This is a genomic window from Microcoleus sp. N9_B4, assembly GCF_036701635.1.
Classification (GTDB): Bacteria; Cyanobacteriota; Cyanobacteriia; order Cyanobacteriales; family Microcoleaceae; genus Microcoleus.
Genome location: NZ_JAUBRC010000029.1, coordinates 43,007 through 66,372 on the forward strand (window position 1 = coordinate 43,007; position 23,366 = coordinate 66,372).

The 23,366-nt window shown below is 44.6% G+C and carries 16 protein-coding genes and 1 pseudogene; 6 read left to right on the top strand and 11 right to left on the bottom strand.

Annotated features, from left to right (window positions below; translation table 11 throughout):
* Positions 1-1,179, bottom strand: a pseudogene (locus QUA43_RS19520) (chromosome partitioning protein ParA); the annotation flags it as partial.
* Between the two features lie 465 nt (positions 1,180-1,644).
* On the opposite strand from QUA43_RS19520, the gene QUA43_RS19525 reads away from it, so the two are divergent.
* Entirely contained in the window at positions 1,645-4,875 is a 3,231-nt protein-coding gene (locus QUA43_RS19525; RefSeq protein ID WP_333375960.1) for a tetratricopeptide repeat protein, read from the top strand.
* Positions 4,876-4,986: 111 nt separating this feature from the next.
* Here QUA43_RS19525 and QUA43_RS19530 read toward each other — a convergent pair whose 3' ends face one another.
* The 7 genes from QUA43_RS19530 to nadD all read right to left on the bottom strand — a co-directional run bounded on the left by QUA43_RS19530 (position 4,987) and on the right by nadD (position 12,917).
* A complete protein-coding gene (locus QUA43_RS19530; RefSeq protein ID WP_333375961.1) occupies positions 4,987-5,901 on the bottom strand; it encodes an NAD(P)-dependent oxidoreductase in 915 nt (304 codons plus the stop codon).
* 16 nt (positions 5,902-5,917) lie between these two features.
* Positions 5,918-7,243 (bottom strand): class I SAM-dependent methyltransferase, encoded by a 1,326-nt coding sequence (locus tag QUA43_RS19535; RefSeq protein WP_333375962.1) that lies wholly within the window; start codon positions 7,241-7,243, stop codon positions 5,918-5,920.
* A 279-nt stretch (positions 7,244-7,522) separates the two neighbouring features.
* The gene (locus QUA43_RS19540) at positions 7,523-8,533 is read right to left on the bottom strand and encodes a GDP-mannose 4,6-dehydratase (protein ID WP_333375963.1); all 1,011 of its coding nucleotides are present in this window, start codon (positions 8,531-8,533) and stop codon (positions 7,523-7,525) included.
* Complete coding sequence (gene rfbF, locus QUA43_RS19545; RefSeq protein ID WP_333375964.1) at positions 8,530-9,306, bottom strand: glucose-1-phosphate cytidylyltransferase; 777 nt, start codon at positions 9,304-9,306, stop codon at positions 8,530-8,532. Before rfbF ends, QUA43_RS19540 begins: the two co-directional genes overlap by 4 nt.
* 89 nt (positions 9,307-9,395) lie before the next feature.
* Positions 9,396-10,355, bottom strand: a complete 960-nt coding sequence (locus QUA43_RS19550) for a GDP-mannose 4,6-dehydratase (RefSeq protein ID WP_333375965.1) — start codon at positions 10,353-10,355, stop codon at positions 9,396-9,398.
* A gap of 637 nt (positions 10,356-10,992) precedes the next feature.
* A complete protein-coding gene (locus QUA43_RS19555; RefSeq protein ID WP_333375966.1) occupies positions 10,993-12,012 on the bottom strand; it encodes a type I glyceraldehyde-3-phosphate dehydrogenase in 1,020 nt (339 codons plus the stop codon).
* A gap of 191 nt (positions 12,013-12,203) precedes the next feature.
* Positions 12,204-12,917 (bottom strand): nicotinate (nicotinamide) nucleotide adenylyltransferase, encoded by a 714-nt coding sequence (gene nadD / locus QUA43_RS19560; protein ID WP_333375967.1) that lies wholly within the window; start codon positions 12,915-12,917, stop codon positions 12,204-12,206.
* Positions 12,918-13,537: 620 nt separating this feature from the next.
* On the opposite strand from nadD, the gene murC reads away from it, so the two are divergent.
* The 4 genes from murC to QUA43_RS19580 all read left to right on the top strand — a co-directional run bounded on the left by murC (position 13,538) and on the right by QUA43_RS19580 (position 17,343).
* On the top strand, positions 13,538-15,094 hold the full coding sequence (gene murC / locus QUA43_RS19565) for a UDP-N-acetylmuramate--L-alanine ligase (RefSeq protein WP_333375968.1): 1,557 nt from the start codon (positions 13,538-13,540) through the stop codon (positions 15,092-15,094).
* Positions 15,095-15,244: 150 nt separating this feature from the next.
* Positions 15,245-16,201 carry a UDP-N-acetylmuramate dehydrogenase gene (gene murB / locus QUA43_RS19570; RefSeq protein ID WP_333375969.1) on the top strand — a complete coding sequence of 319 codons (957 nt, stop codon included), beginning with the start codon at positions 15,245-15,247 and terminating at the stop codon, positions 16,199-16,201.
* A gap of 62 nt (positions 16,202-16,263) precedes the next feature.
* Positions 16,264-16,614, top strand: a complete 351-nt coding sequence (locus tag QUA43_RS19575; RefSeq protein WP_006634273.1) for a YbaB/EbfC family nucleoid-associated protein — start codon at positions 16,264-16,266, stop codon at positions 16,612-16,614.
* Positions 16,615-16,842: 228 nt separating this feature from the next.
* Positions 16,843-17,343: a low molecular weight protein-tyrosine-phosphatase gene (locus QUA43_RS19580; protein ID WP_333375970.1), complete on the top strand. Its 501-nt coding sequence runs from the start codon at positions 16,843-16,845 to the stop codon at positions 17,341-17,343.
* Between the two features lies 1 nt (position 17,344).
* Here the strand turns inward: QUA43_RS19580 and QUA43_RS19585 are convergent, their stop codons facing one another.
* The 3 genes from QUA43_RS19585 to QUA43_RS19595 all read right to left on the bottom strand — a co-directional run bounded on the left by QUA43_RS19585 (position 17,345) and on the right by QUA43_RS19595 (position 21,725).
* The gene (locus tag QUA43_RS19585; RefSeq protein ID WP_333375971.1) at positions 17,345-18,745 is read right to left on the bottom strand and encodes a hypothetical protein; all 1,401 of its coding nucleotides are present in this window, start codon (positions 18,743-18,745) and stop codon (positions 17,345-17,347) included.
* Between the two features lie 58 nt (positions 18,746-18,803).
* On the bottom strand, positions 18,804-19,538 hold the full coding sequence (locus QUA43_RS19590; RefSeq protein WP_333375972.1) for a response regulator transcription factor: 735 nt from the start codon (positions 19,536-19,538) through the stop codon (positions 18,804-18,806).
* Between the two features lie 564 nt (positions 19,539-20,102).
* Complete coding sequence (locus tag QUA43_RS19595; protein ID WP_333375973.1) at positions 20,103-21,725, bottom strand: glucose-6-phosphate isomerase; 1,623 nt, start codon at positions 21,723-21,725, stop codon at positions 20,103-20,105.
* A gap of 594 nt (positions 21,726-22,319) precedes the next feature.
* Here QUA43_RS19595 and dusB point away from each other — a divergent pair.
* Positions 22,320-23,333: a tRNA dihydrouridine synthase DusB gene (dusB, locus tag QUA43_RS19600; protein WP_333375974.1), complete on the top strand. Its 1,014-nt coding sequence runs from the start codon at positions 22,320-22,322 to the stop codon at positions 23,331-23,333.
* Positions 23,334-23,366: the final 33 nt, after the last annotated feature.

A 23,366-nucleotide genomic window follows, 5' to 3' on the forward strand; every position in this document is an offset into this window, starting at 1 on the left:
ATTTTCTAATTCCCCCCGAGTCTGATGTAGTTGAGTTTGGGAATTTTCTAATTCCCCTTGAGTCTGATGCAGTTGAGACTGCGATCTCTTAAATTCCACCTGAGTCTGATGCAATTCCACCTGAGTTTGATGCAATTCCCCCTGAGTTTGATGCAGTTGAGATTTCGAGTATGCGAATTCTTCCTGAGTTTGATGGAGTTCAGTTTGGGAGCTTTCTAATTCCCCTTGAGTCTGATGCAGTTGAGTTTGGGAGTGTTCCAATTCCCCTTGAGTTTGATGCAGTTGAGACTGGAAGTTTTCCAATTGGACTCGCAGTGCTTTATTTTCTCTTTCCTGGTTGTGAGTATTCACCCACTCCTGAAAAGCCTCAGCCTTGTAAACTGGTTTTATTAGTTCCCGCCAAGAGAAATTCGGTGTTTCATCCGGCCACCATGCCCTAGCATCGAGTTCTTGATACATCTCTACTGCTTCTGGGCAGTAATGATTAACCAAGCTAGGTCGATAGCTGTCTAATGGTTGAGCGTGAAATAAGGATGAGTCATAAACCGTTGATTCAGGAGCAGTTAAGTTAGTCTGGAATTTCTGGTTTATTGCTTTAATATATGATTCTTTAAAATTGACTATGCTGTTAATATTTGCGAGAAGGCAACGATTAGAAAAGTGATCGTAAAAATCAAGGATTATTTGATTGTATTGATGCCATACTTTCAAGGCTAATTCAGGCTGATCTTGAAAAGCAGGATCGCCCCTACGATAAAGAGAATCTACTACTTCCCAAGGAGAACGATAAATCAGCAAAAATTTCGCTTCTGGCAACAAGTCAGACCAGAAATCCAAGAATAAAGTTGTGCGCGGTTCTTTCCATCCCCATACTCTACTCACAGAGTTTTTGGCTACTATTGCTTGAGCTTGTTCTACAAAACGATCTTCAACATTTATTTTGTCCTGTAAAGTCCAACCATCCTCGATAATTGCTTGCGAACGCAGCACCGCCCTGTGAAATTCATAAAAATCAATATTTTCAAAATGACCTTTGATGTTTACACTATCTGCTCCTAGTAACTTGCGACCTATGTGCAAACCAGCACTTTGAAGCAAGGATGCTGTCAAGGAACTACCCGAACGGTGCATACTGGCAATTATAAGAATAGATGACTTTTCATTTTTAGGATCGTTCATTGATTGGTTTAAACTCCTTTAAATTATACTAGCGACTGCCACAAAGCTTTTTGAGGAGTTTACCACAATTATGGGGGGATTTTGCTCGATCGCACCCAGTTAACTCAAGCGGTTGCTTTCCCAAGGATATTAGACTTCAGCGATCTGAGGATGTTCCCGCAAAACCAGGTATTATAGATGGGCGATCCTCGCCAAGCCCTAAACAATTCAGTAAGGTATCAGAGAAACTTGGCTGTAGTTCGATCGCTTAGCACCACTCAGGGAAGTTTTGACTGCGGCCAGGTAGCTCGAACCAGCCCTTGACTCCTACCTCAACACTATTGAGTCCGATCAGAGTGCTGATTCTGTGCTAAAAGCTGGTAATATAGACAAGCCAGTGCTGCAAAGCGTCGCGCCACGGAGTTTAAACTGATAACTTGATAGTTGTAGAGAAAAAGTAATCGCAGATATAAGGATGATACGGCTATGAGCGAATTTCACCAAGACCAGCAACAGCAAGAGGAAGGTAATCTAGAAGAAGCGATTGCTGCTTACCATCGGGCACTTGAACTCAATAACAACGATTCCTGGACACACCACCAGATGGGGGAAGCCTTAGCCAAACTGGGTCGATTCGATGAAGCCGTCACCGCCTACCGCCATGCAATAGAACTTAAACCGGATTTCTGTTGGAGTTACCACCACTTAGGAGATGCCTTAGCTGAACAACAACATTGGGAAGAATCGGCTACAGCTTTCCGCAAGGCGATTGAACTAAATCCCGAACATTTTGGGACTTATGTGGGATTAGGAAAAAGTTTAGAAAAATTGGGTCAACTGGATGAGGCGATCGTCGCTTACCGCCATGCAAGTGAGTTGAGTTCTGACGATGATTGGATTCATTATGCCTTGGCAAATGCACTGAAACAGCGAAATCAGTCAGATTTAGCAGAAGCGATTACCTCCTACCGCCATAGTATAGAACTCAATCCATACAACGTACAAGCTTATCAAAATCTTTTGCAGGTTCAACCCAATAACTGGGAAGTCTGGTTGCAGTTAGGAAATATTTTAGAAAAACTGGGGAATATAGAGGAAGCATTGGCAGCGTACCGCCGCACGATAGAGCTAAATCCAGATAATTATGAATTACATCAGAATTTGGGGGATTTATTCAGTCAATTAGAGAATTGGAATGAGGCAATCACTCATTACTTTCGTTCCATACAAATAAATCCTGAATCGTTTTCAGCACATCAAAAATTAGCAGCACAATTATCTCAAATTAAATCTGACCAAGATTGGCAAAATATTGTAACCGCCTACCAAAAACAGATTCAAGAAACACCTAATGTCTTGTCATTACATCACTTTTTGGGGGATGTTTTTACGCAACAAAAATTGTGGGAACAAGCGGTATTATGCTATCAAAATGCTATCCAAATAGCTCCTGACCACTTTTGGTCCCACAACAACTTAGGAAATGTTCTAAAAGCACTAAATAGAGAAGAAGAAGCTACACTAGCTTACCTAGGTGCAATCAAGTCCAATCCCGAATCCTTTGGCACACATCAACTGTTGGCAGCACAATTAATTAAACTAAAACAACCTCAATATTGGCAGGATGCTGTAGTCACCTACCAAAGTAAGATTGAACAAACACCAAATAGCTTGTGGCTGCATCACTTTTTGGGAGACATCTTTGTGCAGAAAGAGCAGTGGGAAAATGCTATTATAGCCTACCAAAATGCTATCCAAATAGATCCAAACCACTTTTGGTCTCACCATAATTTGGGGAATGCTCTAAAAGCCTTAAACAGATGGGAAGAAGCTAGTTTAGCCTACAAAAATGCTGCAAGTATTCAACCTCTGGGAGATACCTACTTCTATCTTGGTATTGTTTCAGTTCAGCAAGAGCAATTAGAATTAGCCTTTGATTGTTATCAAAAAGCTACCCAGCTACAACCAGACAAAGCGGAAGTTTATCAAAAACTAGGTAGAGAAATCAGCCAATCTTACTCTAAAATAAGTCTAGAGAAAGCTGAACAAGGTTTACTTGATGAAGCTGTAGATGATTTTCGTAAAGTATCAGTGGTACAACTCAGTCAAGGACATATTTATGAAAGTATTTGGCGAGGTCTCAATCAACTAGGCTGTTTAGAAGAGTCAGACTACTTTGAGGAAATTAAACCAGAGATATCTTCTGCGTATTTTCAACGAACTAGCCAATATAAAATTATTAATGGTTTTTCACTAACTGCAGAAGACAGGAACTATCTTGAAAAATCAGGAATTAACCTAAGTATCTTGGAGTTAATTGGGCAAGATAACAAGGCTTTAGAAGAAATATATATTAATAGCTTTCATAGCTCAACGGATCAAAACCCAGTAAGGCTAACTCAGAAAGTAAAAAGAGAATCTCTTTGGCATGAAAAAACTTTTGGACAAGGTAGATATTTCCATCAATCTTTAGTAGAAAGTGGTTATGTTTATTCTATCTGTCCATATAGTGGCAAAATTATTCGTTCAAATCAGTCATTTTATGACGTGGCTTGGCTGCCTATGTTTAGCTATCGTTTTGTAGGGGTGGAAGTATTTTATTTACTTGTGGGTCACTATTGGGCTGGCAAGCAAGCTATTTATTTTCCCCGGCTCGAACTGATTATAGTTTTTTCACCTCACCACATTCATGGTGGTTACAAGCAAGTGATCGATCGTCTTAAAGGTAACATCGTTAGTTGTTGGAAATTAGCTAAATCATACATATCAAGTGGTTTGAAAGAAAAAGCGCTGGTCTTAGGTCAGCTCAATCAAGTTGCTCACTATTTGTGGAATGATATTACAGGAGTTTACTATCTCCATGAAAATGACTTGTTAAATTATGTTGACTGCTTTTTTGTCCAAAATGATTTCTTAGGATTTGATAAAATTTTTCCAGAAACCAAAGGAAAAATTAGCTATTTACCAGAAAATCAGACTGCCGCTAATGGGCTGACTATTTTCAAAAATATATTGTCCAAAAACTATGTCTCTGGCAGAATAGCAGACCTGAAAATTAAAAGCTCACTTATAGACGACCTCTACGAAGTGTCGGTAAAAAAATGCTCGACGAGTTTTTTACAAGAAGTAGAAAATGTTAAAAAGCATTTTCCAATTTTGTGGTTTGCCATTCGTGTTCATAACCGAAAATGGTTATCTCAAGTGGACGGCATCGCTAACATTATTAAAAAAATTCACGCTGATTTTCCCAATCTAGCAATTATTTTTTCTGGCTGCTCTCGAAAAGAAGGCAAGGATGATTATTGGGAATCTATCATAGATAGAGAAATGACAGTTTATCGAAAAATAATAGAGGCCTTGCCTAGTGATGTAACCACTTACAATTGCATTGGAAGTATGGTTCCTGAGACAATAGTCTGGTCTTATGTTATGGATTTACATATTACACCTCTTTCGAGTGGGTTGATGTTTCCTGTGTGGATTGCTCATAAGCCTGGTGTTTCTTACGGAGTCAAATGTATGTACAATGAGGATAACATGACTCAGTATTCTCCCGGTGTTGCTGAAAATGCTATCAGACCTGTGTTTATAGATCCAGAGAATATAGTTGAAGATTTAGGAAATCCTCACGCTCAGATTCGTGATTACGATGTTGACTGGAGGCTAATTTACGACAAGGTAATTGAGTTGATAAACAGTATAAAAATCCACAATTAGTTGATTTTAGTCAATTTAGCCTTGGGCTAAGCTGTTAAGCATTTAAACTGGGTATGAGCAAAACGCCAAACGCTTACACCTGAATCTTGACAGTGAATCGGAATAAGTGATTTAAATGCTCAACAGCTTACACCAATGAATAGTTTTTTCCAATCCCGTCTCTAAATCATTCTTTGGCATAAAAAATAGCTCTTCAGATAAGCGAAGAATATTGGCAGCAAACAGTGGTGGTTCCTCAGCAGAAGCAAGTATAGCCCCTAGTTTAACTAAATCCGATTTCCCCAACTTTTTAGCTATTTTTAAGATAATTTCTTTAACTGCCATAGGCTTTCCCGAAGCTATATTAATCTCACCAACAACATTACTTTCTAAAAGTTTTACAAAAGCATTAGCCACATCTTCAACATAAAGATAATCCCGTATTTGATTACCATGAGAACACAAAGCAGGTTCACCACGCAACAGAGAAGCAATAACTGATGAAACTAAACGCTTAGGATGATCGTAAGGGCCATAAACGTTAAAAATACGCCCCCAAGCACTACTAAGTTTAGTGATTTGTGCATAGGCTTTTAACATTCCTTGCAAAGCATTTTTGCAAACCCCGTAAGTTGTATGGGGGTTTCTTGGAGTTAAAACTTCCGAGCAGTAACCGTAGTTCCAATCATATTCCAAGGCACTACCAGCCATGACAACTCGTTCCCCGCCTTGTTCTCGAAAATGTCTTAGTAATTCTAAACTAGCTTGTACCCAAAGGAAATTTTCTTCTGCTACTAAGCATTTTCCGGGTATGTTGTACCAAGCAAAGTGCAGCAGGTGAGTTGGCTTGACGGTAGACACCAGATTTTTAACTTGCATGGGATCTAGTAAATTCATAGTATGCCAACAGCATTGCCCGTTTACATCTATTGAATTTACGGGAATTTTAGAGGTGACAGCATGAACCTCAAAACCCGCAGCAGTTAAAGGTGCAATCGTGTGTCTACCAATGAAACCATTCGCACCTGTTAATAGCACTTTTTTCATGGTTTATCAGCCTAATTTACAAAGGAAAAGCTAATTCTTCAAAGGGAGCACTTAAATAGCGCTTATAGTTGTCACGATCGACAATATGCAGACGTGGCAAGTCAAACACTAACTTTCCACCTTTCTCCAGATATTCAATCTCATCCTCAATCACTTCGCGACGGAAATGCCAGATGAAGACAAATACATAGTCAGGTTGATTGCGCCGTAGCTCTTCTTGGCTAATGATCGGAATGCGCGTACCGGGCGTAACCAAACCGTGTTTTTGAGGTTGCAAGTCACAGATAGCAACCAGGTCTTTCGGGGTAATATCACAAAAATTCAGTACAATATTTCCCTTTGTCGATGCTCCATAGCCATAGACTTTTTTGCCAGCAGCACGGGTTAGATCGAAAAAATTACGCACCTCATCACGATGCTGAAGAACGCGATTGCGGAAACGATCAAAAGGAGCTATTGTACTTAGTGGCTCTTCGTAATCAAGGAGCTTTTTGATATTGTGATGGTTAGGCTCCATCGGACTATCGTTCCGGGCTGCAATAATGTAAAAACTACCACCATTAATATCATTCAAGCTCACATCCAGTATTTTGATGCCAGCACGTTCAGCCATCCACAATATTTGGCGCAAACCCATATAGGTTATGTGTTCGTGACAAACTTGATCGTAGGTGAGGTTAGTGAACATCATAGGCATATACGACAGCTCAAAACCCCACACCCCGTCTTGAGCAAGTATGGAATGAATTTGACGCATGAAGCCTACAGGGTCTTCAAGGTCATAAAACATCGCAATTGAAGTTATTATGCGACACTTACGCTCTCCAATGATGCTACGCAAGCGATCCGCCGAAAAGAAATCATAAATAACCTGAATATCAGGATCGAAATTATCAGCGAATTTTTCACTAGATGGGTCCATACCAACCCGAACCAGCCCAAGGTCTCGATACAAATTCAGCACCGTGCCATCATTGCAACCGATGTCCAACACAATATCGCCATCCTTCGGCTGTACCAGTTCGAGCAGGTGTTTAATCTTTGACTCTAGGTGACTACGCATCGTGCGACTGGTTGACGAACGGTAGCCATAAGTCGTCCCGTACATTTCCGATACATTAGCGGTATGCTTGAATTGTAGCATCCGACAAATATCACTTGAATCATCGCCATCACACAGAACTAGATCGAGAGGCGAAATCGATGGGTTAGGGGAATCTGTCTCTGGAAAAACACTGCTGAGGCATTGCTCACCAAGATTTAAAACAGGTGTGAGATTTTTATTCCCACAGATTCGACACTTAGTAATTTCTTTAACTGTGCCAGGAACTGAATGCGTCATAGGGTTCTCCAAAGTGAAAATATTCAAGCGGTTGAGCAAGTTGGTTGATTCAGTTAATACTCTTGTCTGCCAATCAATAGCTTAGCATCATCAGTCCATCGTAATTCCGTCTACTCTAACATCTCTGTTAGTTCAAAAAACTAGAGGATTGACATTTGTCACTCACTGTTGAAACTTAGTAACCGAAAAATGTTTAGCTTTACCAGATATATTGCTCGTCGCTCCAGTTACGAAGATATATTTTCTGAAACCAAACTAGCTAAATAAGGTAAAGCAGTTCTATCCGTGCTTAAGCAAAGTCGATGTTTGAGAGTTGTCAACGTTGAGAAATTTATCATACCATTGAATTGCCTCACTCAGTCCTTCTTCAATAGAATACTGGGGTTTCCAATCCAACAGCGTGCGTGCCTTCTCTGCTGAAAGATACTGATGTTTGATTTCATTTTTAGCCTGATTCAAAATAATCGGCTCCAAATGAGTCTTATTCATCAATTCCAAAATCTTACGCACCATTTCCAGAACCGGGATTTGCAGCTCATTACTGAAATTAAACGCTTCTCCCCATATTTCTCGTCTGTCCATCTGTTCAGCTAGATGCAAATAAGCTAAAACTCCATCTTTAACATAGAAATAGTCTCGGATATAACTGCCATCGCTGCGGAGTACCACTTGCTTGTCCCGCAAAGTTGACCGAATTGTATCGGGAACTATACGATTAAAATTTAAGTCTCCACCACCGTAGAAATTGCCGCAACGGGTTATGCAGACTGGAACTCCGTAGCTGACATAATAAGTTCTACAAATCAAATCTGCACAACTTTTAGAAACATCATAGGGGTGCTCTCCTTGCAGGGGTGTTTTCTCGTCGTAGGGCAGCACCAACTGATCTCCATAAGCTTTGTCACTAGAGGCCACAACAACTCTACTGACACCTCCAATTTGGCGACAGGCTTCTAGCAGGTTCCAAGTACCTTTAATATTTGTCTCGAAAGTATCTAGCGGTTCTCTGTTACCAACACCCACAATAGACTGAGCAGCCAAGTGAAATACGGTGTCTACTTCATACTCATTGATCGCTCGTTTTAGGGTTGGTAAATCTTGTACGCACCCGCGCACTATGTTAATCTGCTGATCCCATTCTTCTGTATAAAGTCTGGATTTTGGCACCCAGTCTCGGATTAATCCAGTTACCCTTGCTCCCCGTCTTACTAATTCAGCCACCAACCAGCTACCCAACAAACCAGTACAGCCAGTTACAAACACCGATCGATCGCGCCAAAATTCACTCATTCCCACACCCTCCAAGGAGCCTGTCCATTATCCCACAGTTCATTCAAATACTTATATTCACGGTAGGTATCCATCGCGAAAAAGAAACCTTCGTGGCGGTATGCCATCAATTGTCCCTCTGCTGCTAACCTCTCTAGCGGCTCTCGCTCAAAAAAACAATCATCCCCGCTCAAAGCCTCAAAGATGCTGCGGTGAAGTACCAAAAATCCCGCACTAGCCCAGCCATCTACTTGAGGTTTTTCGGTGAATTCCAGAACTTTACCTTGGTTGTCCACATCTAAAATACCATATCTCGATATCGGGCGCACGGTCGTAACAGTTGCCAGCTTACCGTGAGACTTATGAAAATCCACCAACGCTCCAATATCGATATCAGCAACTCCATCACCGTATGTCACCATAAAGGTATCATCAGTAATGTATTTCTCCACACGTTTCACCCGCCCCCCAGTCATGGTGTCCGGGCCCGTTTCAGCCAGTGTCACCTTAAAATCTTGTTCTTTATGATCCTCGTGATAGGTAATGCAATTCTGGCGGCCCAAGCAAATAGTAAAATCATTATTCATCGCTTCATAATTCAGGAAATACTCCTTAATCATGTTGCCACGATAGCCCAAGCATACAATAAAGTCCCGGAAACCGTAATGGGCATAGGTCTTCATAATATGCCAGAGAATTGGATACCCGCCCACATCTACTAGGGGCTTAGGACGAAATTCTGTTTCTTCTCTCAGACGAGTCCCCAAACCGCCGGCTAATATAACTACTTGCATTTTTTACCTTTTGAAAATGGTACACAACCGCTGATAGTTCACAACAGGTATTTATTCCCAACAAAGAACTCTCTTTTCGTAAAAAATTCTCAAACCTTACCCATCCTCGCCTCTACCATCATCCGCACCACATCGGGCATTTTATATTTTGCCTCCCAGCCCAATTTTTCTTTTGCTTTACCCGGATTTCCATTCCCAAGTGCAATCTCCGTCGGTCTGTAGAGACTCGCATCGGTTACTAAATGTTCCCGCCAATCCAAACCCGCACAAACAAACGCCGATCGCACAAACTCCTCCAAAGGATAGCTTACACCCGTGGCAATTACATAATCGTCCGGTTCTTCCTGCTGCAACATCAAATACATCGCCTCCACATATTCCGGCGCCCAACCCCAGTCCCGCTGCACTGAAATATTTCCCAAATGCAGTTTTTCGGAACTGCCCGCAGCAATTCGGCACACAACAGATACAATTTTTTGGGTGACGAACCTCTCCGGCCGCAGCGGCGACTCGTGATTGAACAGAATACCAGAACACGCAAACAAATTGTACGCCTCCCGATAATTCGCTACTTCCCAAAATGCGGTTGCTTTCGCTACCGCGTAAGGACTCCTGGGGCGAAAAGGCGTATTTTCATCCGCTGCACTGCCTCCGGTATCCCCAAAACATTCGCTGGAACTGGCATTGTAAAGTTTAATTTTTCCTCCTGTAAACCGAATTGCTTCTAAGAGATTCAATGTGCCTGTGGCAATGCTTTCCAGGGTTTCTACGGGCTGTTCAAAAGACAGACCGACGGAACTTTGACCTGCTAGATTGTACACCTCATCTGGCTCTATTTTGGCAAGCACTTGCAAGACGCTGCGAAAATCGTTGAGAGACATGGATTCTAGTTTTACTCTGTCTCGGATGCCCAAACGGGCCAGGTTTCCGAAACTAGACATTTGGGCGTCCCTGGAGGTGCCGCAAACTTCATAACCTCGATCGAGCAACAGTTTAGCTAAATAAGCTCCGTCTTGACCTGATACACCGCTAATTAACGCTTTTTTCATATCAGATTTTGCTTGGAAAACTACACGGTAGCTGTTGCTATTTTTTCAGGTTTTTAACTTTTATAGTCGGAATTTTTATTTTTTTAATATTTGGGATTTTCCGAGAACTTACCACAGCAATTTTAAGGGCTTACTACAAACAAACAACAAATTTATCATCAAGCAGACCCGATCGCCCGATCGAAGTATGATTGCAAAAAGTGCGATCGATAGCTGGGAGTAGCAGCATAAGAATATAGTAGGGACACTCCAAAAGCCCTTATTCGTGTCAACTTAAGCCTGAAACCCTTGATAAATGTCGCTTTTACCTGAGTCTAGATCCCCCTAAATCCCCCTTAAGAAGGGGGACTTTGAGAAGACTCCTGTCCCCCCCTTCATAAGGGGGGCTAGGGGGGATCTAGGCCTAATCGTCAAACAACAGTCTCTGACAGGGTTTGACGTTAAGTTGACACGAAGAAGGGCATGGGACTGCCTTCTCCCTAGGATATTTCATCTTCTACTCGCCAACTATCGACTGCCAAAAGTCTCTAGCGCTCGAAAACAAAAATAACAAGTCAGCTAGAAATCGACTCAAAAGTAAAAAATATCAGCATTTTTTACCTTCTGCCGAATGACTAAGGCCTTCTGCCTTCGGGTACTAGGCTTCCCAACGTTCGGCGACCAATTCAGCCAAGTCAACCACCCGCTGACTGTAGCCCCACTCATTGTCGTACCAAGCCAAAACCTTTACCATGTCGCCATCCATCACCAGCGTCAAGCTGGAATCCAGAATCGAAGAAGCATCGTTTCCGCGATAATCGCAAGAAACTAAAGGCAAATCGTTGTACTCCAAAATCCCTTTCATGGAGCCAGAGGCAGCTTCTTTGAACACTTGATTTACTTGCTCGGTAAAAGTCTTTTTCTCTACCTGAGCCACAAAATCGACTACAGACACATTGGGAGTCGGCACGCGCATGGCAATACCATTTAACTTGCCCTTCAATTCTGGAATCACCAAAGCCACAGCTTGGGCTGCGCCGGTAGAAGTCGGCACAATATTCATTGCTGCCGCCCGGGCCCGCCGCAAGTCGCGGTGGCTGGCATCCAGCAAGCGCTGGTCACCAGTATAGCTGTGGGTAGTGGTCATCATGCCTTTGACGATGCCAAAATTTTCGTGCAGCACTTTCAGTACAGGAGCTAGACAGTTAGTAGTACAGCTAGCATTGCTGATGACTGTGTAGTCACTGTGCTTGTAGTTGTGGTGGTTGACTCCCATCACATAAGTGCCAACTTCTGAACCCTTGCCGGGAGCGGTAATTAGCACTTTTTTAGCGCCGGCTGTGATATGCTTCGATGCACCAGCTTGGTCAACGAAGACACCGGTCGATTCAATAATCAGATCAATACCCCAATCTTTCCAAGGCAAGTTTAGCGGGTTGCGATCGCTCACGCATTTAACTGTCTTGCCGTTGAGAGTAATGGAATTTTCATCCGCACTGATGTCCACATTCTTCAACGTTCCCATCATGGAATCGTATCTGAGCAAGTGAGCATTACTTCTGGGATCGGAAGTGTCATTAATAGCTACCAACTCTAGCTGGCTGTTTTCTCTGCCCAGCCAGCAGCGCGCAAAACTGCGCCCAATACGTCCAAAACCATTGATCGCGACTCGAATCACTTTAGTACCTCCTAACGATGGCAGCCCTTAGCTCAGGCTTAAATTTTGGAAAAATTTAAGAATTGACTTATGAGACAAGATCATATCGCAAAGGTCGATCCTTTCTAACTTTTTGTGTTGATCAAAAAAGCTTGAACTTTTCTAGAAGGCTGAAATTGCAAGGCAGAAGGCATTAGGCTTTCTGCCACTGGTTACTGGTAAAGCTGATGGGCAGCAATATAAGTTCGGACAACTTCCGGGACTAAGTAGCGGAGGTTGCGACTTTCGGCGCAGCAGCGGCGGATGTGGCTCGACGAAATCTCGATCGCAGGCATCGAAAGCACCTCCCAGCGAATTTCCACGTCCAAAAGAGCCATTTGTTCGGCAACTCGCCGGCCAACAGCATTTGCCTGAACCTGCATCCTGTCTCCCCCGGAATCGATGGGTTTTCCACTCGGACAATCACCCCACTCCGACACTCCCCCAATCTCCACGGTTTCTCCTGTCTCCCCATCTCCCTGACTCGGACGCGGGGCCACCAACCAGTCGCACAACCCGGCAATTTCGCCGCACCGGTGCCATTTGGGGAGAGTAAGGAATGCGTCGCTACCAATAATCCAGTACCACATATCGCCTGGATACAATTTTTGCAAATACAGCAGGGTGTCGATCGCAAAAGAACTGTCGGAGAGATTTGCCGACGGCGGCGAAAGTAGGAAGTCGGGGCGATCGGCGATCGCCAGAGCGAGCATTTCCCGGCGCTGCTCAAAACTTGCCAAATCCGGGCGCTCTTTGTGAGGAGGAGAGCGATCCGGTACCCAAATGACTCGATCGAGATTAAATTGACTCGCAGCCGTCTCGGCTACCAACACGTGACCCCAGTGAACCGGGTCAAAAGTCCCCCCCAAAATCGCTATTTTCCCCATATTTCCCCAAAATCAGGATTAGTAGAGACATCGCGCCAATTTTATGTTTATACACTTTTAACCTTAAGCTCTATCGCTTTTCGACTTATTCGACTAACTGCATAACTTGGTATATATACAATTAAGTGAGAATACATATTATCTATAGTTGAGTTGCGATCGTGTCAATCTCTGACTTTCCAGAAAAAATGACCGTACAACTAGATAAATGACTACAAAATGAGCGAAATTTTGTTGTTCGTGGTAGTGTTTGTAAATCCTTATGGGTTTTACCCTCAATCTTGGTAGAAAGGTTGTGGGGCTTTTGCTGCCGTATCCCAGCACAGCAGGCGGATCGAAATAGAAAGAATGCAGGAGTATGCAACCACCCAAAATTAGTCTATTGGCCCAGACCCCAGACCCCGTTTTCTGTTACCTGCAATTTTCGAGCTGTGACTGTTCCGGAAAACTACTCGGTACTAAGTCATATAGGATACAAGACAAACATCTCTACAAGTCCCTCAAATCTAGGGACGCGCAGAGAATTTTGTACAAAATCTCTAGCGAACTGTATCCTGAAAAAACAATTCTTGATATGATATCGCGTGTTATTGGCGTGGTGTGGTGTGTGAGGAGCAAAGATGCCGAGTTCTGTTGATTTTAGCGGTAGACCATTTCATTTCATCGGCATTGGTGGGATTGGGATGTCAGCCCTTGCCTACATTCTAGCTAAACGCAAGTTGCCTGTGTACGGCTCCGACATTAAATCGAGTCACATAACCGAGCGCTTGCAAGGAATGGGAGCTCATATTTTTTGGAGTCAAGACGCCAGCAATTTTGAATTATTTCAAACGGCCCTTAACGGTAGCAGTCCCGACCGCGGGCAACAGGAAAGGGCCGTATCCTCGGCAGTGGCGGGTACGGTAGGGACTTCTGTCGCGACAGCCGAAGCTCTCCAATTGAACGGCAACGGTTCAAGCGCCCAAGCAATTCCGGGATTGCCTCAAGTAGTATGTTCGACGGCTATTCACCCAGCCAATGCCGAATATCGAGCTGCTTTAGATTTGGGCTGTCCGATTTTTCATCGATCGGATGTGTTGGCAGCGTTAATTCAAGATTACCAAAGCATAGCCGTAGCCGGGACTCACGGCAAAACTACTACTAGCAGCTTAATCGGCTTCATGCTGATGGCTGCTGGTCTAGACCCGACCATCGTAGTAGGAGGCGAGGTAAATGCTTGGGAAGGCAATGCCCGTTTGGGGGAAGGCCCCTACTTAGTGGCCGAGGCTGATGAATCCGACGGTTCTCTGGTTAAGCTGGTAGCCAAAATTGGCATAGTAACGAACGTGGAACTGGATCATCCAGACCATTACGATACCCTCGACCAGGTAATAGACACATTTAAGGTGTTTGCCCAAAACTGTCAAACCTTGGTGGGCTGCATAGACGACCACATCGTCAAAGATTGCCTTCAGCCTAATGTCAGCTACAGCTTGCAGCCGGACAGCGGTGCTGACTACACGGCTTCGGGCGTGGAGTACGGGGCCGAAAGCACCAAGGCTCGGATTTGGGAGCGAGGAGCTTTCCTGGGGGAAATGGAGTTGAAGTTGCTGGGCACACACAATCTCAGCAATGCACTAGCTGCGGTAGCAGTGGGCCGATTGTTGGGGTTAGAGTTTTCGGCGATTGCCAAAGCGATTGCTGGCTTTGAAGGAGCTCGCCGCCGTTTTGAGGTGCGGGGTTTTCACAATGACATCCTGTTTGTGGACGACTACGCCCACCATCCTAGCGAAATTCGTGTCACCTTGGCGGCGGCTCGCTTGCGGATCGAAGGTAGCGAAAAAAATCCCAAATCCCGAAGAGTGGTTGCAATTTTTCAACCCCACCGTTACAGCCGGACTCTGACATTTTTGCCAGAATTTGCTCAATCTTTTGGGGATGCTGATTTGGTTGTGGCTTGCGATATTTATAGTGCTGGGGAACCGAATTTAGGAGAGATTAGCGGGCAGCAAGTTGCTGATTTGATTGCGAAAGAAGGCCGAGAGGTTGAGTTTGCGCCTTCCCTAGAGTCAGTCACTAAGTTTTTAACCAAAAATCTGCAACCGGGGGATTTGGCTCTGTTTTTGGGCGCTGGTAATCTGAATCAGATTATTCCAGAGGTTATGGCTTTTTATCAACAAGCCGATCGCCCCGATTAGCTCGCGAACTGAGTAGAGTTGATCGACATTATGGCGTGGCACGTTGTGCCGAAACTTCTGTCGGACGGCTCGCTCAAAGGGGCGACATAAGTTAGCTAAATGGATTTTCAACCACGTCTTCGAGCGAAGGTATTTTTAAGGATTTTCAAGATGGTGACTATCTCGAATGACTCCTCTGTTAAGGACAATCGGCGAGTGTATTCTCCTATTTCTTTGCGGGGAACTGATTGCAAGATTAATTCCCAAGTTTCGCTGGCGGGCCTGACTTCCTTCCGAGTCGGTGGCCCGGCCGAGTGGTACGTTGCTCCCCGCAGTATGGAGGCTTTGCAAGCGAGTTTTGCCTGGGCTGACTCTGAAGGGGTGCCGGTGACTCTGCTGGGTGCGGGTTCTAATTTGTTGGTGAGCGATCGGGGTTTGTCCGGTTTGGTCGTCGGCACTCGCTACCTCAAACAGGTGAATTTTAATCCAGAAACAGGTCAAGTTACAGCGGGGGCGGGGGAGTCAATTCCCCGCCTCGCTTGGTTGGCGGCTAAACGGGGCTGGAAAGGTCTAGAATGGGCAGTCGGCATACCGGGTACGGTGGGAGGGGCTGTGGTGATGAATGCAGGCGCTCACAGAGGCTGTACTGCTGATATTCTAGTCAATGCTCGCGTCCTATCCCCCGGCGGCAAGGTGGAAATTCTGGCTCCCCAAGAGTTGGAGTACCGCTACCGGACTTCGGTGCTGCAAGGGGGCGATCGGCTAGTAACAGAAGCGACTTTCCAGTTGCAGCCGGGATTCGACCGATCGCAAGTAATGGCAGAAACTAATGACCATTTCAGCCAGCGGCGGACAACTCAACCTTACCACTTACCGAGCTGTGGCTCAGTCTTCCGTAACCCCGGCCCCAAGACGGCAGGTTGGTTCATCGAACAAGCGGGACTGAAGGGATATCAGATCGGTGGCGCACAAGTAGCTCAGCGTCATGCTAATTTTATTCTTAACTGCGGGTCGGCAACGGCCAATGATATTTTTCAAGTGATCCGCCACGTTCAACAGCAAGTCGAGCAGCGGTGGTCGCTGTTGTTGGAGCCAGAAGTTAGAATACTGGGAGAGTTTCCCTTCTAAGGCATCATTGAAGTAATACGGAAACGGCAGACTGCCAGCCCACACACCATCACAAAGTAGTTATGACAAAATCAGGACAAGGATTTGGCTTCGGCCTGGGAAAAATGAAAGAACTGACTGAAGCTTTCAAAAAAGCTCAGCAGGTTCAAGAAGGAGCTAAAAAGCTCCAAGAAGAGTTGGATGTCATGGAAATTGAGGGAACTGCCGGCGGTGGCTTGGTCAAGGTTTTTCTCAGCGGCAACCAAGAACCCCGCCGCGTGGAAATCTCACCGGATGCCCTCGGTGAAGGTGCTGATGTGGTTTCTGAACTCGTCACGGTGGCGATGCAGGATGCTTACGCTAAGTCTACGATGACGATGCGGGAGAAAATGGAAGAACTCACCGGTGGACTAAATCTCCCTGGTTTCGGTTAGTCATTAGTCATTAGTTATCAGTCAATTGTCAATTGTTGACTGTTGACTGTTGACTGATTAAACTTTCTGGAAAACCGCTATAGTAAGGTGCGTCGCTGCTCCATGTTCGATGGAACTTGCAGATTGACTCTGAAAGCGACGCACCCTACAAATTAGCACTGTTGACTGTTGACTGACTAATAACTAATAACTAATAACTAATAACTAATAACTAATAACTACTAACTAATGACTAAATTATTGTTTGTCTGCCTCGGAAATATCTGCCGATCGCCCTCAGCAGAAAATATTATGAATCACTTAATTGAACAAGCTGGTTTGAGCGATCGCATCACCTGCGATTCGGCCGGAACTGCTAGCTATCACATTGGCAGCCCCCCTGACAGGCGGATGGCATTGGCGGCGAGGAAGCGAGACATTGAATTGTTAGGCGAAGCCCGCCAATTTACCAGGAAAGATTTTGAAAATTTTGATTTGATTCTGGCGATGGATCGGGACAATTATCGCAATATTCTTGCCCTGGATGCGGCTGGAAAGTATAAAGATAAAGTGCGCCTGATGTGCGATTTTTGCCAGAAATACGACCTTAAAGAAGTGCCAGATCCTTACTACGGTGGCCCGGAGGGATTTGATCGAGTAATTGATTTGCTGCTGGATGCTTCCGAGGGTTTGTTGGAGTACGTTGTCAGTCAGGAAAAATTAACAGTTGGCGGTCAGCAATCAATTTAAATTAAAAAAGTGCCTTTTTCCGCCCGAATATTAGCAATGCTGTAGGGGGGACAACGCTAACAAAACTCGTAACTAGGGAGATCACAGTTGTTCCCGATCCCGCTCCTAAAATGAGACTGGGCGACAAAGAAAAAGTTAAACTTGTCAATACAAAATGGGGAGAATTGATACTCAAAGCAGCAATTGGCAACAAAATAGATGGATACCAAGGCATTAGCCAAGGTGTAGCAAACAAAAACAAAGTCAGAGTCGTCCATCCAATATCTGATACCAAATTAATTTCCGAATCTTGTTTGCGGAATAATGATTTAATTAACGTCCCTGTATAGTAAACAATCCAACTTAAATACGCAAAATATTTGAGGAATGATAGAATACTTTCCCTAGTTTCAACACTTACATTGGGCAAAAAATTCAGAAATAAATTGATTCCATGGTGAAAAGATCGAGCGGTTGCCCCGGCGGTTCCCGGATTTAAAAGACTTCTCCAAGCTGAAACTGTTGGCAGAAATGTATAAGTTATCACCGCGATAATTAATAAAGAAAGCAAGACTGATGCTGCTAAATCTCTCCACCGACGCTGCTTGCAGAGGAAAGCAAAAACTAATGGTAGCCAAATTATAGGTAAGGTTTTTACTAAAAAACCTACCCAAATTGCCAAAATTGCCAAAACATAACGTTGGTAATAAATACATCCTATTAAAACGATCAATGTATTGGCAAGAAGAACGTCAAGGTGAGCATTAGCTATTTGCTCGTTCAATAGCATGGGATTGACTAAATATGCCAGTGTTATGAGGTTACGGTTTTCAGAATTTATTAGCAACCGCCAAATTAAGTAGCCATTGAGCGTGTGTACCAACACGCAGATGATTTTAAAAATATAAACTGCTAGTAAAGGGCTAATTGATCCACCAAGTGCTGATAGGGCAAAAAATAATAAAGAAACGGGGCCGTAGGTAGAAGTTTGCCCCCAGTGGAGGAAGGGAGATACGTTAGAAATTAAGGTATCAGGATTATTCAAATAAGGATTGATTTTTTGTAAGCTCATCGCTCCGTAATGCAAGTACATATAAATGTCACTGCTTTGAGGATAAGCTATGAGCGCAAGTCCCAGAAAGGGGATTGCATACTTACAAATGTCTAGAAAGCTGGAACTTGTCTGTTTTTTTTGAATTAACCAGATAATATATGTAACTGTTGCTATCAAGTAGGAACCGTTAATTATAAGTCGGATGAGACTGAAACCGCTGGTAGGGAAATCGTTATAGTTTTCTCCACCCTGTAAAACGCTGTAATACTTGGTGATTCCCATGGAGGTCATGGCCATACAGAAAATTATAGAAGCTGCTAATGCTGCAGCATATAGAATTTTCTGATTTTTTAAGTAATTGTTGACCATGATGTTATTTATTCAGCGTGGTAAGTGCAGGTAATTTTCTTGCCCAGAGCGTTGGCGGTTATCTGACTAAATGGTGTTCCATCGCAAAGCGAACGAGTTCTGCTCGGTTGTTGCTTTCAGTTTTTCTGAACAAGCTGCTGACGTGCTTTTCGATCGTTCGAGGGCTGAGGTGGAGTGTGGAGCCTATTTGAATATTAGAAAGACCTTCTGTCAGCAAATCTAGCACTTGTCGCTCTCGCTGAGTCAAAGTCGGAGCATTTTGGCTGGGAGATGCCCGTGAAGCGGAGCTATCCCGTAGGGAATCGCCTGTGTTTGACTTGTGATTTAAAAAATCCGCTTCTGGCTTGCCATTGGCTCTGCTGGGTGCCTCTGTGGGCGTCGGTTCGGGTTCCGGGGTACGAGAGGGTGCCTGAGCGATTAGAGCGTAGCGATCGAGCAAAGAGCGAATAACCGCCGCCAATTCCTGGATTTCAAAAGGTTTAGCCAGATAATTGTCGCACCCCATCTGATAGCCGCGAATCCGTTCCTGTGTGCTCGTGCGTTCCGTCAAAAAAATCACCGGCAGTAAGCGGAAAGAGGGACGAGTCCGAACTCGCCGCACGAATTCGTAGCCATCCATCTCAGGCATTGTAATGTCGGTAACAATCAAGTGAGGCTGAAATTCATCTACCAAGCCTAAAGCTTCTTTGCCGTTCTCAGCAGCGATTACAGAGTAGCCGGTAATTTCTAGATAATCGGTAATTGACAAGCGAGTCGCGAAATCGTCGTCAGCAACCAGAATCGTTAATGGCATGGGGGAATTAAAAATTAAACATTAAAAGTGACTAATTTCACTTTTAATGTTTAATTCTACTGTTTAATTCTCTTGTTGACACTCCCCTGGCTGAAGCCGAGGGGATTCTTAATTCAGCGACTGACCTTAAAATGTTCTGTCCTTACGGCAATACTTAAACCTTTCAACCGTGGGGATACCACCAATTGACGAGCCTAATTCAGAAGCATCCCAGCGGGTCTATCTCCAAAAGCGTACTAGGATATTTCCCTAGAGTTTGGGTATGCCCTACCCTACTTAACAATTCCCAGTGAAAAAGTTTATTTGCTGGATTGAAACCTACATTTTCGGTTTCGACTGTTTATAGTGTTTTCGCCGCACTTTGTCCCCCAGTTTATGCCTAAAAGTGTGTCTCATGTCCTGTTTCACTTCGGGCAAGGGAGTTTAACCCTGACTGTTTCAGTTTACCATACTGTCCCGTTTTGTCCAAAGCTTTTTAAGGAAGTTTTTTGAATTAAAAAGATTGGATTTTGGGTTCATGACTGAGGTAAAGAGAACAGGCAGGATTTATCCTGCAACGCCCTTTCATCCCCGGACTGAAGTCACGGGGTTTTCAGGGTATTCCTTATAAGTTGCAGTTAAAGTAGCCGGTTGCCCTAATTTGCCCTCCAAAGCTACGCCGCGCCCGTTGGCTGCCAAATGCCGCAGAGTTTTGTAAATTGTCTCGATTTGCTCTGGTCTTCCTGCTTTTTTTGCTAGTTCTGCTACAGACAGAGGTTTGTCAGCGTCTTTGAGCACTTGCAGTACCCGTTGCTGCAAATCCAATACAGCAGCGGCTGCTTTTTTGCCTGCTTCGACGCCCGGTTGGTGATAGGCATTGACATTCACTAAGGAACCGTAAAAACCTACTGCTCTTTCGTAGAGGGCGATTAATGCTCCTACTGTCCGAGGGTTGACTTGGGAAATGGTGACAGTAATCGAATCTCGGTGATTTTCGTACAAAGCTTGTCGAGTTCCCTGCAACAAACCCGACAAATAATCTCCTGAAGTGACGCCTGTTTCTACTTCTGGGGAAATGCCTTGCCTGTCTTGCAAAACTTCGATAAATGTTAGGAAGAAATTCGCCACGCCGTCTCGCAGTTGCTGGACGTAGGCGTGTTGGTCGGTGGTGCCTTTGTTGCCGTAAACTGCGATTCCTTGATGAACTGTGTTGCCGTCTAAATCTTCCTGTTTGCCGATCGATTCCATGACTAATTGCTGCAAGTAGCGGCTGAACAATAGCAGTGAATCTTTATACGGCAAAACTACCATATCTTTTTCGCCACGTCCGTTGCAAGCAAAATACCAGGACATTGCTAACAAGGCGGCGGGATTATGTTTGATTTCGGTGGTTCTGGTAGCTTCGTCCATGACTTTAGCACCATCGAGCATCGCCCGAATGTCGATGGCTTGCAAAGCTGCTGGCAAAAGTCCGACTGCTGACAATTCGGAAGTGCGTCCTCCCACCCAATCTGCCATTGGAAAAGTGGTAATCCAGCCTTCGGATTTGGCTAATTTGTCTAGTTGGCTGTCAACTCCGGTGATGGCAATTGCTTGTTTGGCAAAATCCAGTTTTTCGGCGGCGAAGGCTTTTTGAACTTCGATCATGCCGTTGCGGGGTTCGGGGGTGCCGCCGGATTTGGAGATAGTAATTACTAGGGTGCTGGCGAGTTTGTCTTTGATTTTGTTAAGGATGCGATCGATCCCGGCAGGATCTGTGTTGTCGATAAAATGTATTGCTAGGGGCGGAATGTCTGGGGATAAAGCTTCGGAGACAAATTGGGGGCCGAGGGCGGAACCGCCGATGCCGATCGAAATTATGTCGGTAAATTGCGGAGCAAAGGGCGGTTTAATATCGCGGTTTTGAACTTTCTTGACAAATGCTTCGACTTGTGCTATGCCTTCGACTATTTCTTGTTTTAATTCTGGAGTTGGAGCTAAATCAGGGTTTCGCAGCCAGTAGTGGCCCACCATGCGGTGTTCGTCGGGATTGGCGATCGCACCTGCTTCTAAAGCTGCCATGTCTTTGAAAGCTTTGTCAAATTTGGGCTTCAGTGCTGCTGCGAAAGCGTCGTCGAATCCCATGCGGCTGATATCGAGGTAAAGTCCCAATCCCTCGTGATAGTAAAGCCAGTCTTGATAGCGTTGCCAGAGTGCTGCGGCGTCCATAGGAATTCTCTACAATTTTTTTAATGTTCGATCGGCGTCGTCAGGAATCAACCAATTGTAGTTTAAAACGATCTGATGTACGGCTTTTGCAGAATCCCAATAAATTTAAGCATTAATCGTCTGAAGGCAGCCGGAGCATTCGGCAGCCAGAGCATTCGGTAGAATTAAAAAAGAAAAATATGACTTGGGCAACACTCTTAGTAGGTAGATACCTGATTAATGGCCACACCCCATAGATAGAGCGAAGAGGCACAGAGATTTAACTGTGGTCGGCGTTGGCGTTTGAGTTCGGGTTTCACAATATTCAAATTCGGGCGATCGGGATGTGTAAAATAGGCATTGCGGTCAGGTTAAACTGACATCTTGCACCATTGTCAAGAACGGGCTCTCCGGCCCGTTCCACAAAGAATGAGTTTTCTCGCTTCACAGGCCGAAAAGCCTGTTCCTAAACAAGTAATTGAGAGTGGTGCAAGATGTGAGGTTAAATATACTTTTAGCTGCCACTCAATAATCGGCTAAAAATATAATCAACAACTGTAAACTATCTGAAGTGTAGTATAATATACAGATATTATAATTAAAGTGCGATCGACTATGCTTGCTCTATCTCCCGAATTAAAAGAAAGGTTAGCAACTCCGCTCAAAATCGGCGATTTTGAAGTTAAAAGTCGTGTCCTGCAATCACCCTTATCCGGCGTTACCGATTTGGTATTTCGCCGCCTGGTGCGCCGCTACGCGCCGGATTCGATGATGTACACGGAAATGGTGAACGCTACGGGTTTGCACTACGTGAAGCAACTGCCGAGAATTATGGAAGTTGACCCGAACGAGCGCCCGATTAGCATTCAATTGTTTGACTGCCGGCCGGATTTCTTGGCAGAGGCGGCGCAGAAAGCAGTGGCAGAAGGAGCGGATACTGTTGATATTAATATGGGCTGTCCGGTTAACAAAATTACTAAAAACGGTGGCGGTTCTTCCCTGCTGCGAGATCCGGAAACGGCCGAGGCAATTGTGCGGGCTGTTGTGGAAGCGGTAGATGTTCCTGTCACGGTTAAAACTAGGATTGGTTGGACTGACAAAGAAATTAATATTTTGGAATTTGCCAAGCGGATGGAAGATGCGGGAGCAAAAATGATTACCGTGCACGGCCGCACTCGATCGCAAGGTTACACCGGCCCGGCAAAATGGGAGTGGATTCGCCGAGTTAAAGAAGTTTTATCGATTCCAGTTATTGCTAACGGGGATATTTTTTCAGTGGAAGCAGCGATGCGATGTCTGGAAGAAACCGGCGCCGATGGAGTGATGTGTTCGCGGGGAACTTTGGGCTATCCTTTTTTGGTGGGAGAAGTCGATTATTTCTTGAAAACAGGTGTGGAAAAGATAGCTCCGACACCAATTGAACGTCTCGAATGTGCTAAAGAACATTTGCGGGCTTTGTGGGAATATAAAGGTGAAAGCGGTGTCTGCCAAGCGCGCAAGCACTTAACCTGGTATGCTAAGGGTTTCCCCGGCGCTGGGGAATTGCGGGGCGTGTTGGCTGTGGTAGAAACGGTTGAACAAGGTTGCGATTCGATCGATCGCGCGATCGAGCAATTGCCCGCAAGTTGACACAAATAGCCCGCCTCTTAGGGCTAAAATTTA

Coding starts and splice junctions, on each gene's coding strand:
- QUA43_RS19550 (WP_333375965.1), bottom strand. CDS start 10,355: ATGAAAAAAGCGTTAATTAGCGGTGTATCAGGTCAAGACGGAGCTTAT.
- murC (WP_333375968.1), top strand. CDS start 13,538: ATGCCGAGTTCTGTTGATTTTAGCGGTAGACCATTTCATTTCATCGGC.
- QUA43_RS19585 (WP_333375971.1), bottom strand. CDS start 18,745: ATGGTCAACAATTACTTAAAAAATCAGAAAATTCTATATGCTGCAGCA.
- QUA43_RS19535 (WP_333375962.1), bottom strand. CDS start 7,243: ATGACGCATTCAGTTCCTGGCACAGTTAAAGAAATTACTAAGTGTCGA.
- QUA43_RS19580 (WP_333375970.1), top strand. CDS start 16,843: ATGACTAAATTATTGTTTGTCTGCCTCGGAAATATCTGCCGATCGCCC.
- QUA43_RS19540 (WP_333375963.1), bottom strand. CDS start 8,533: ATGAGTGAATTTTGGCGCGATCGATCGGTGTTTGTAACTGGCTGTACT.
- dusB (WP_333375974.1), top strand. CDS start 22,320: ATGCTTGCTCTATCTCCCGAATTAAAAGAAAGGTTAGCAACTCCGCTC.
- QUA43_RS19575 (WP_006634273.1), top strand. CDS start 16,264: ATGACAAAATCAGGACAAGGATTTGGCTTCGGCCTGGGAAAAATGAAA.
- QUA43_RS19530 (WP_333375961.1), bottom strand. CDS start 5,901: ATGAAAAAAGTGCTATTAACAGGTGCGAATGGTTTCATTGGTAGACAC.
- rfbF (WP_333375964.1), bottom strand. CDS start 9,306: ATGCAAGTAGTTATATTAGCCGGCGGTTTGGGGACTCGTCTGAGAGAA.
- QUA43_RS19595 (WP_333375973.1), bottom strand. CDS start 21,725: ATGGACGCCGCAGCACTCTGGCAACGCTATCAAGACTGGCTTTACTAT.
- QUA43_RS19590 (WP_333375972.1), bottom strand. CDS start 19,538: ATGCCATTAACGATTCTGGTTGCTGACGACGATTTCGCGACTCGCTTG.
- QUA43_RS19525 (WP_333375960.1), top strand. CDS start 1,645: ATGAGCGAATTTCACCAAGACCAGCAACAGCAAGAGGAAGGTAATCTA.
- nadD (WP_333375967.1), bottom strand. CDS start 12,917: ATGGGGAAAATAGCGATTTTGGGGGGGACTTTTGACCCGGTTCACTGG.
- murB (WP_333375969.1), top strand. CDS start 15,245: ATGGTGACTATCTCGAATGACTCCTCTGTTAAGGACAATCGGCGAGTG.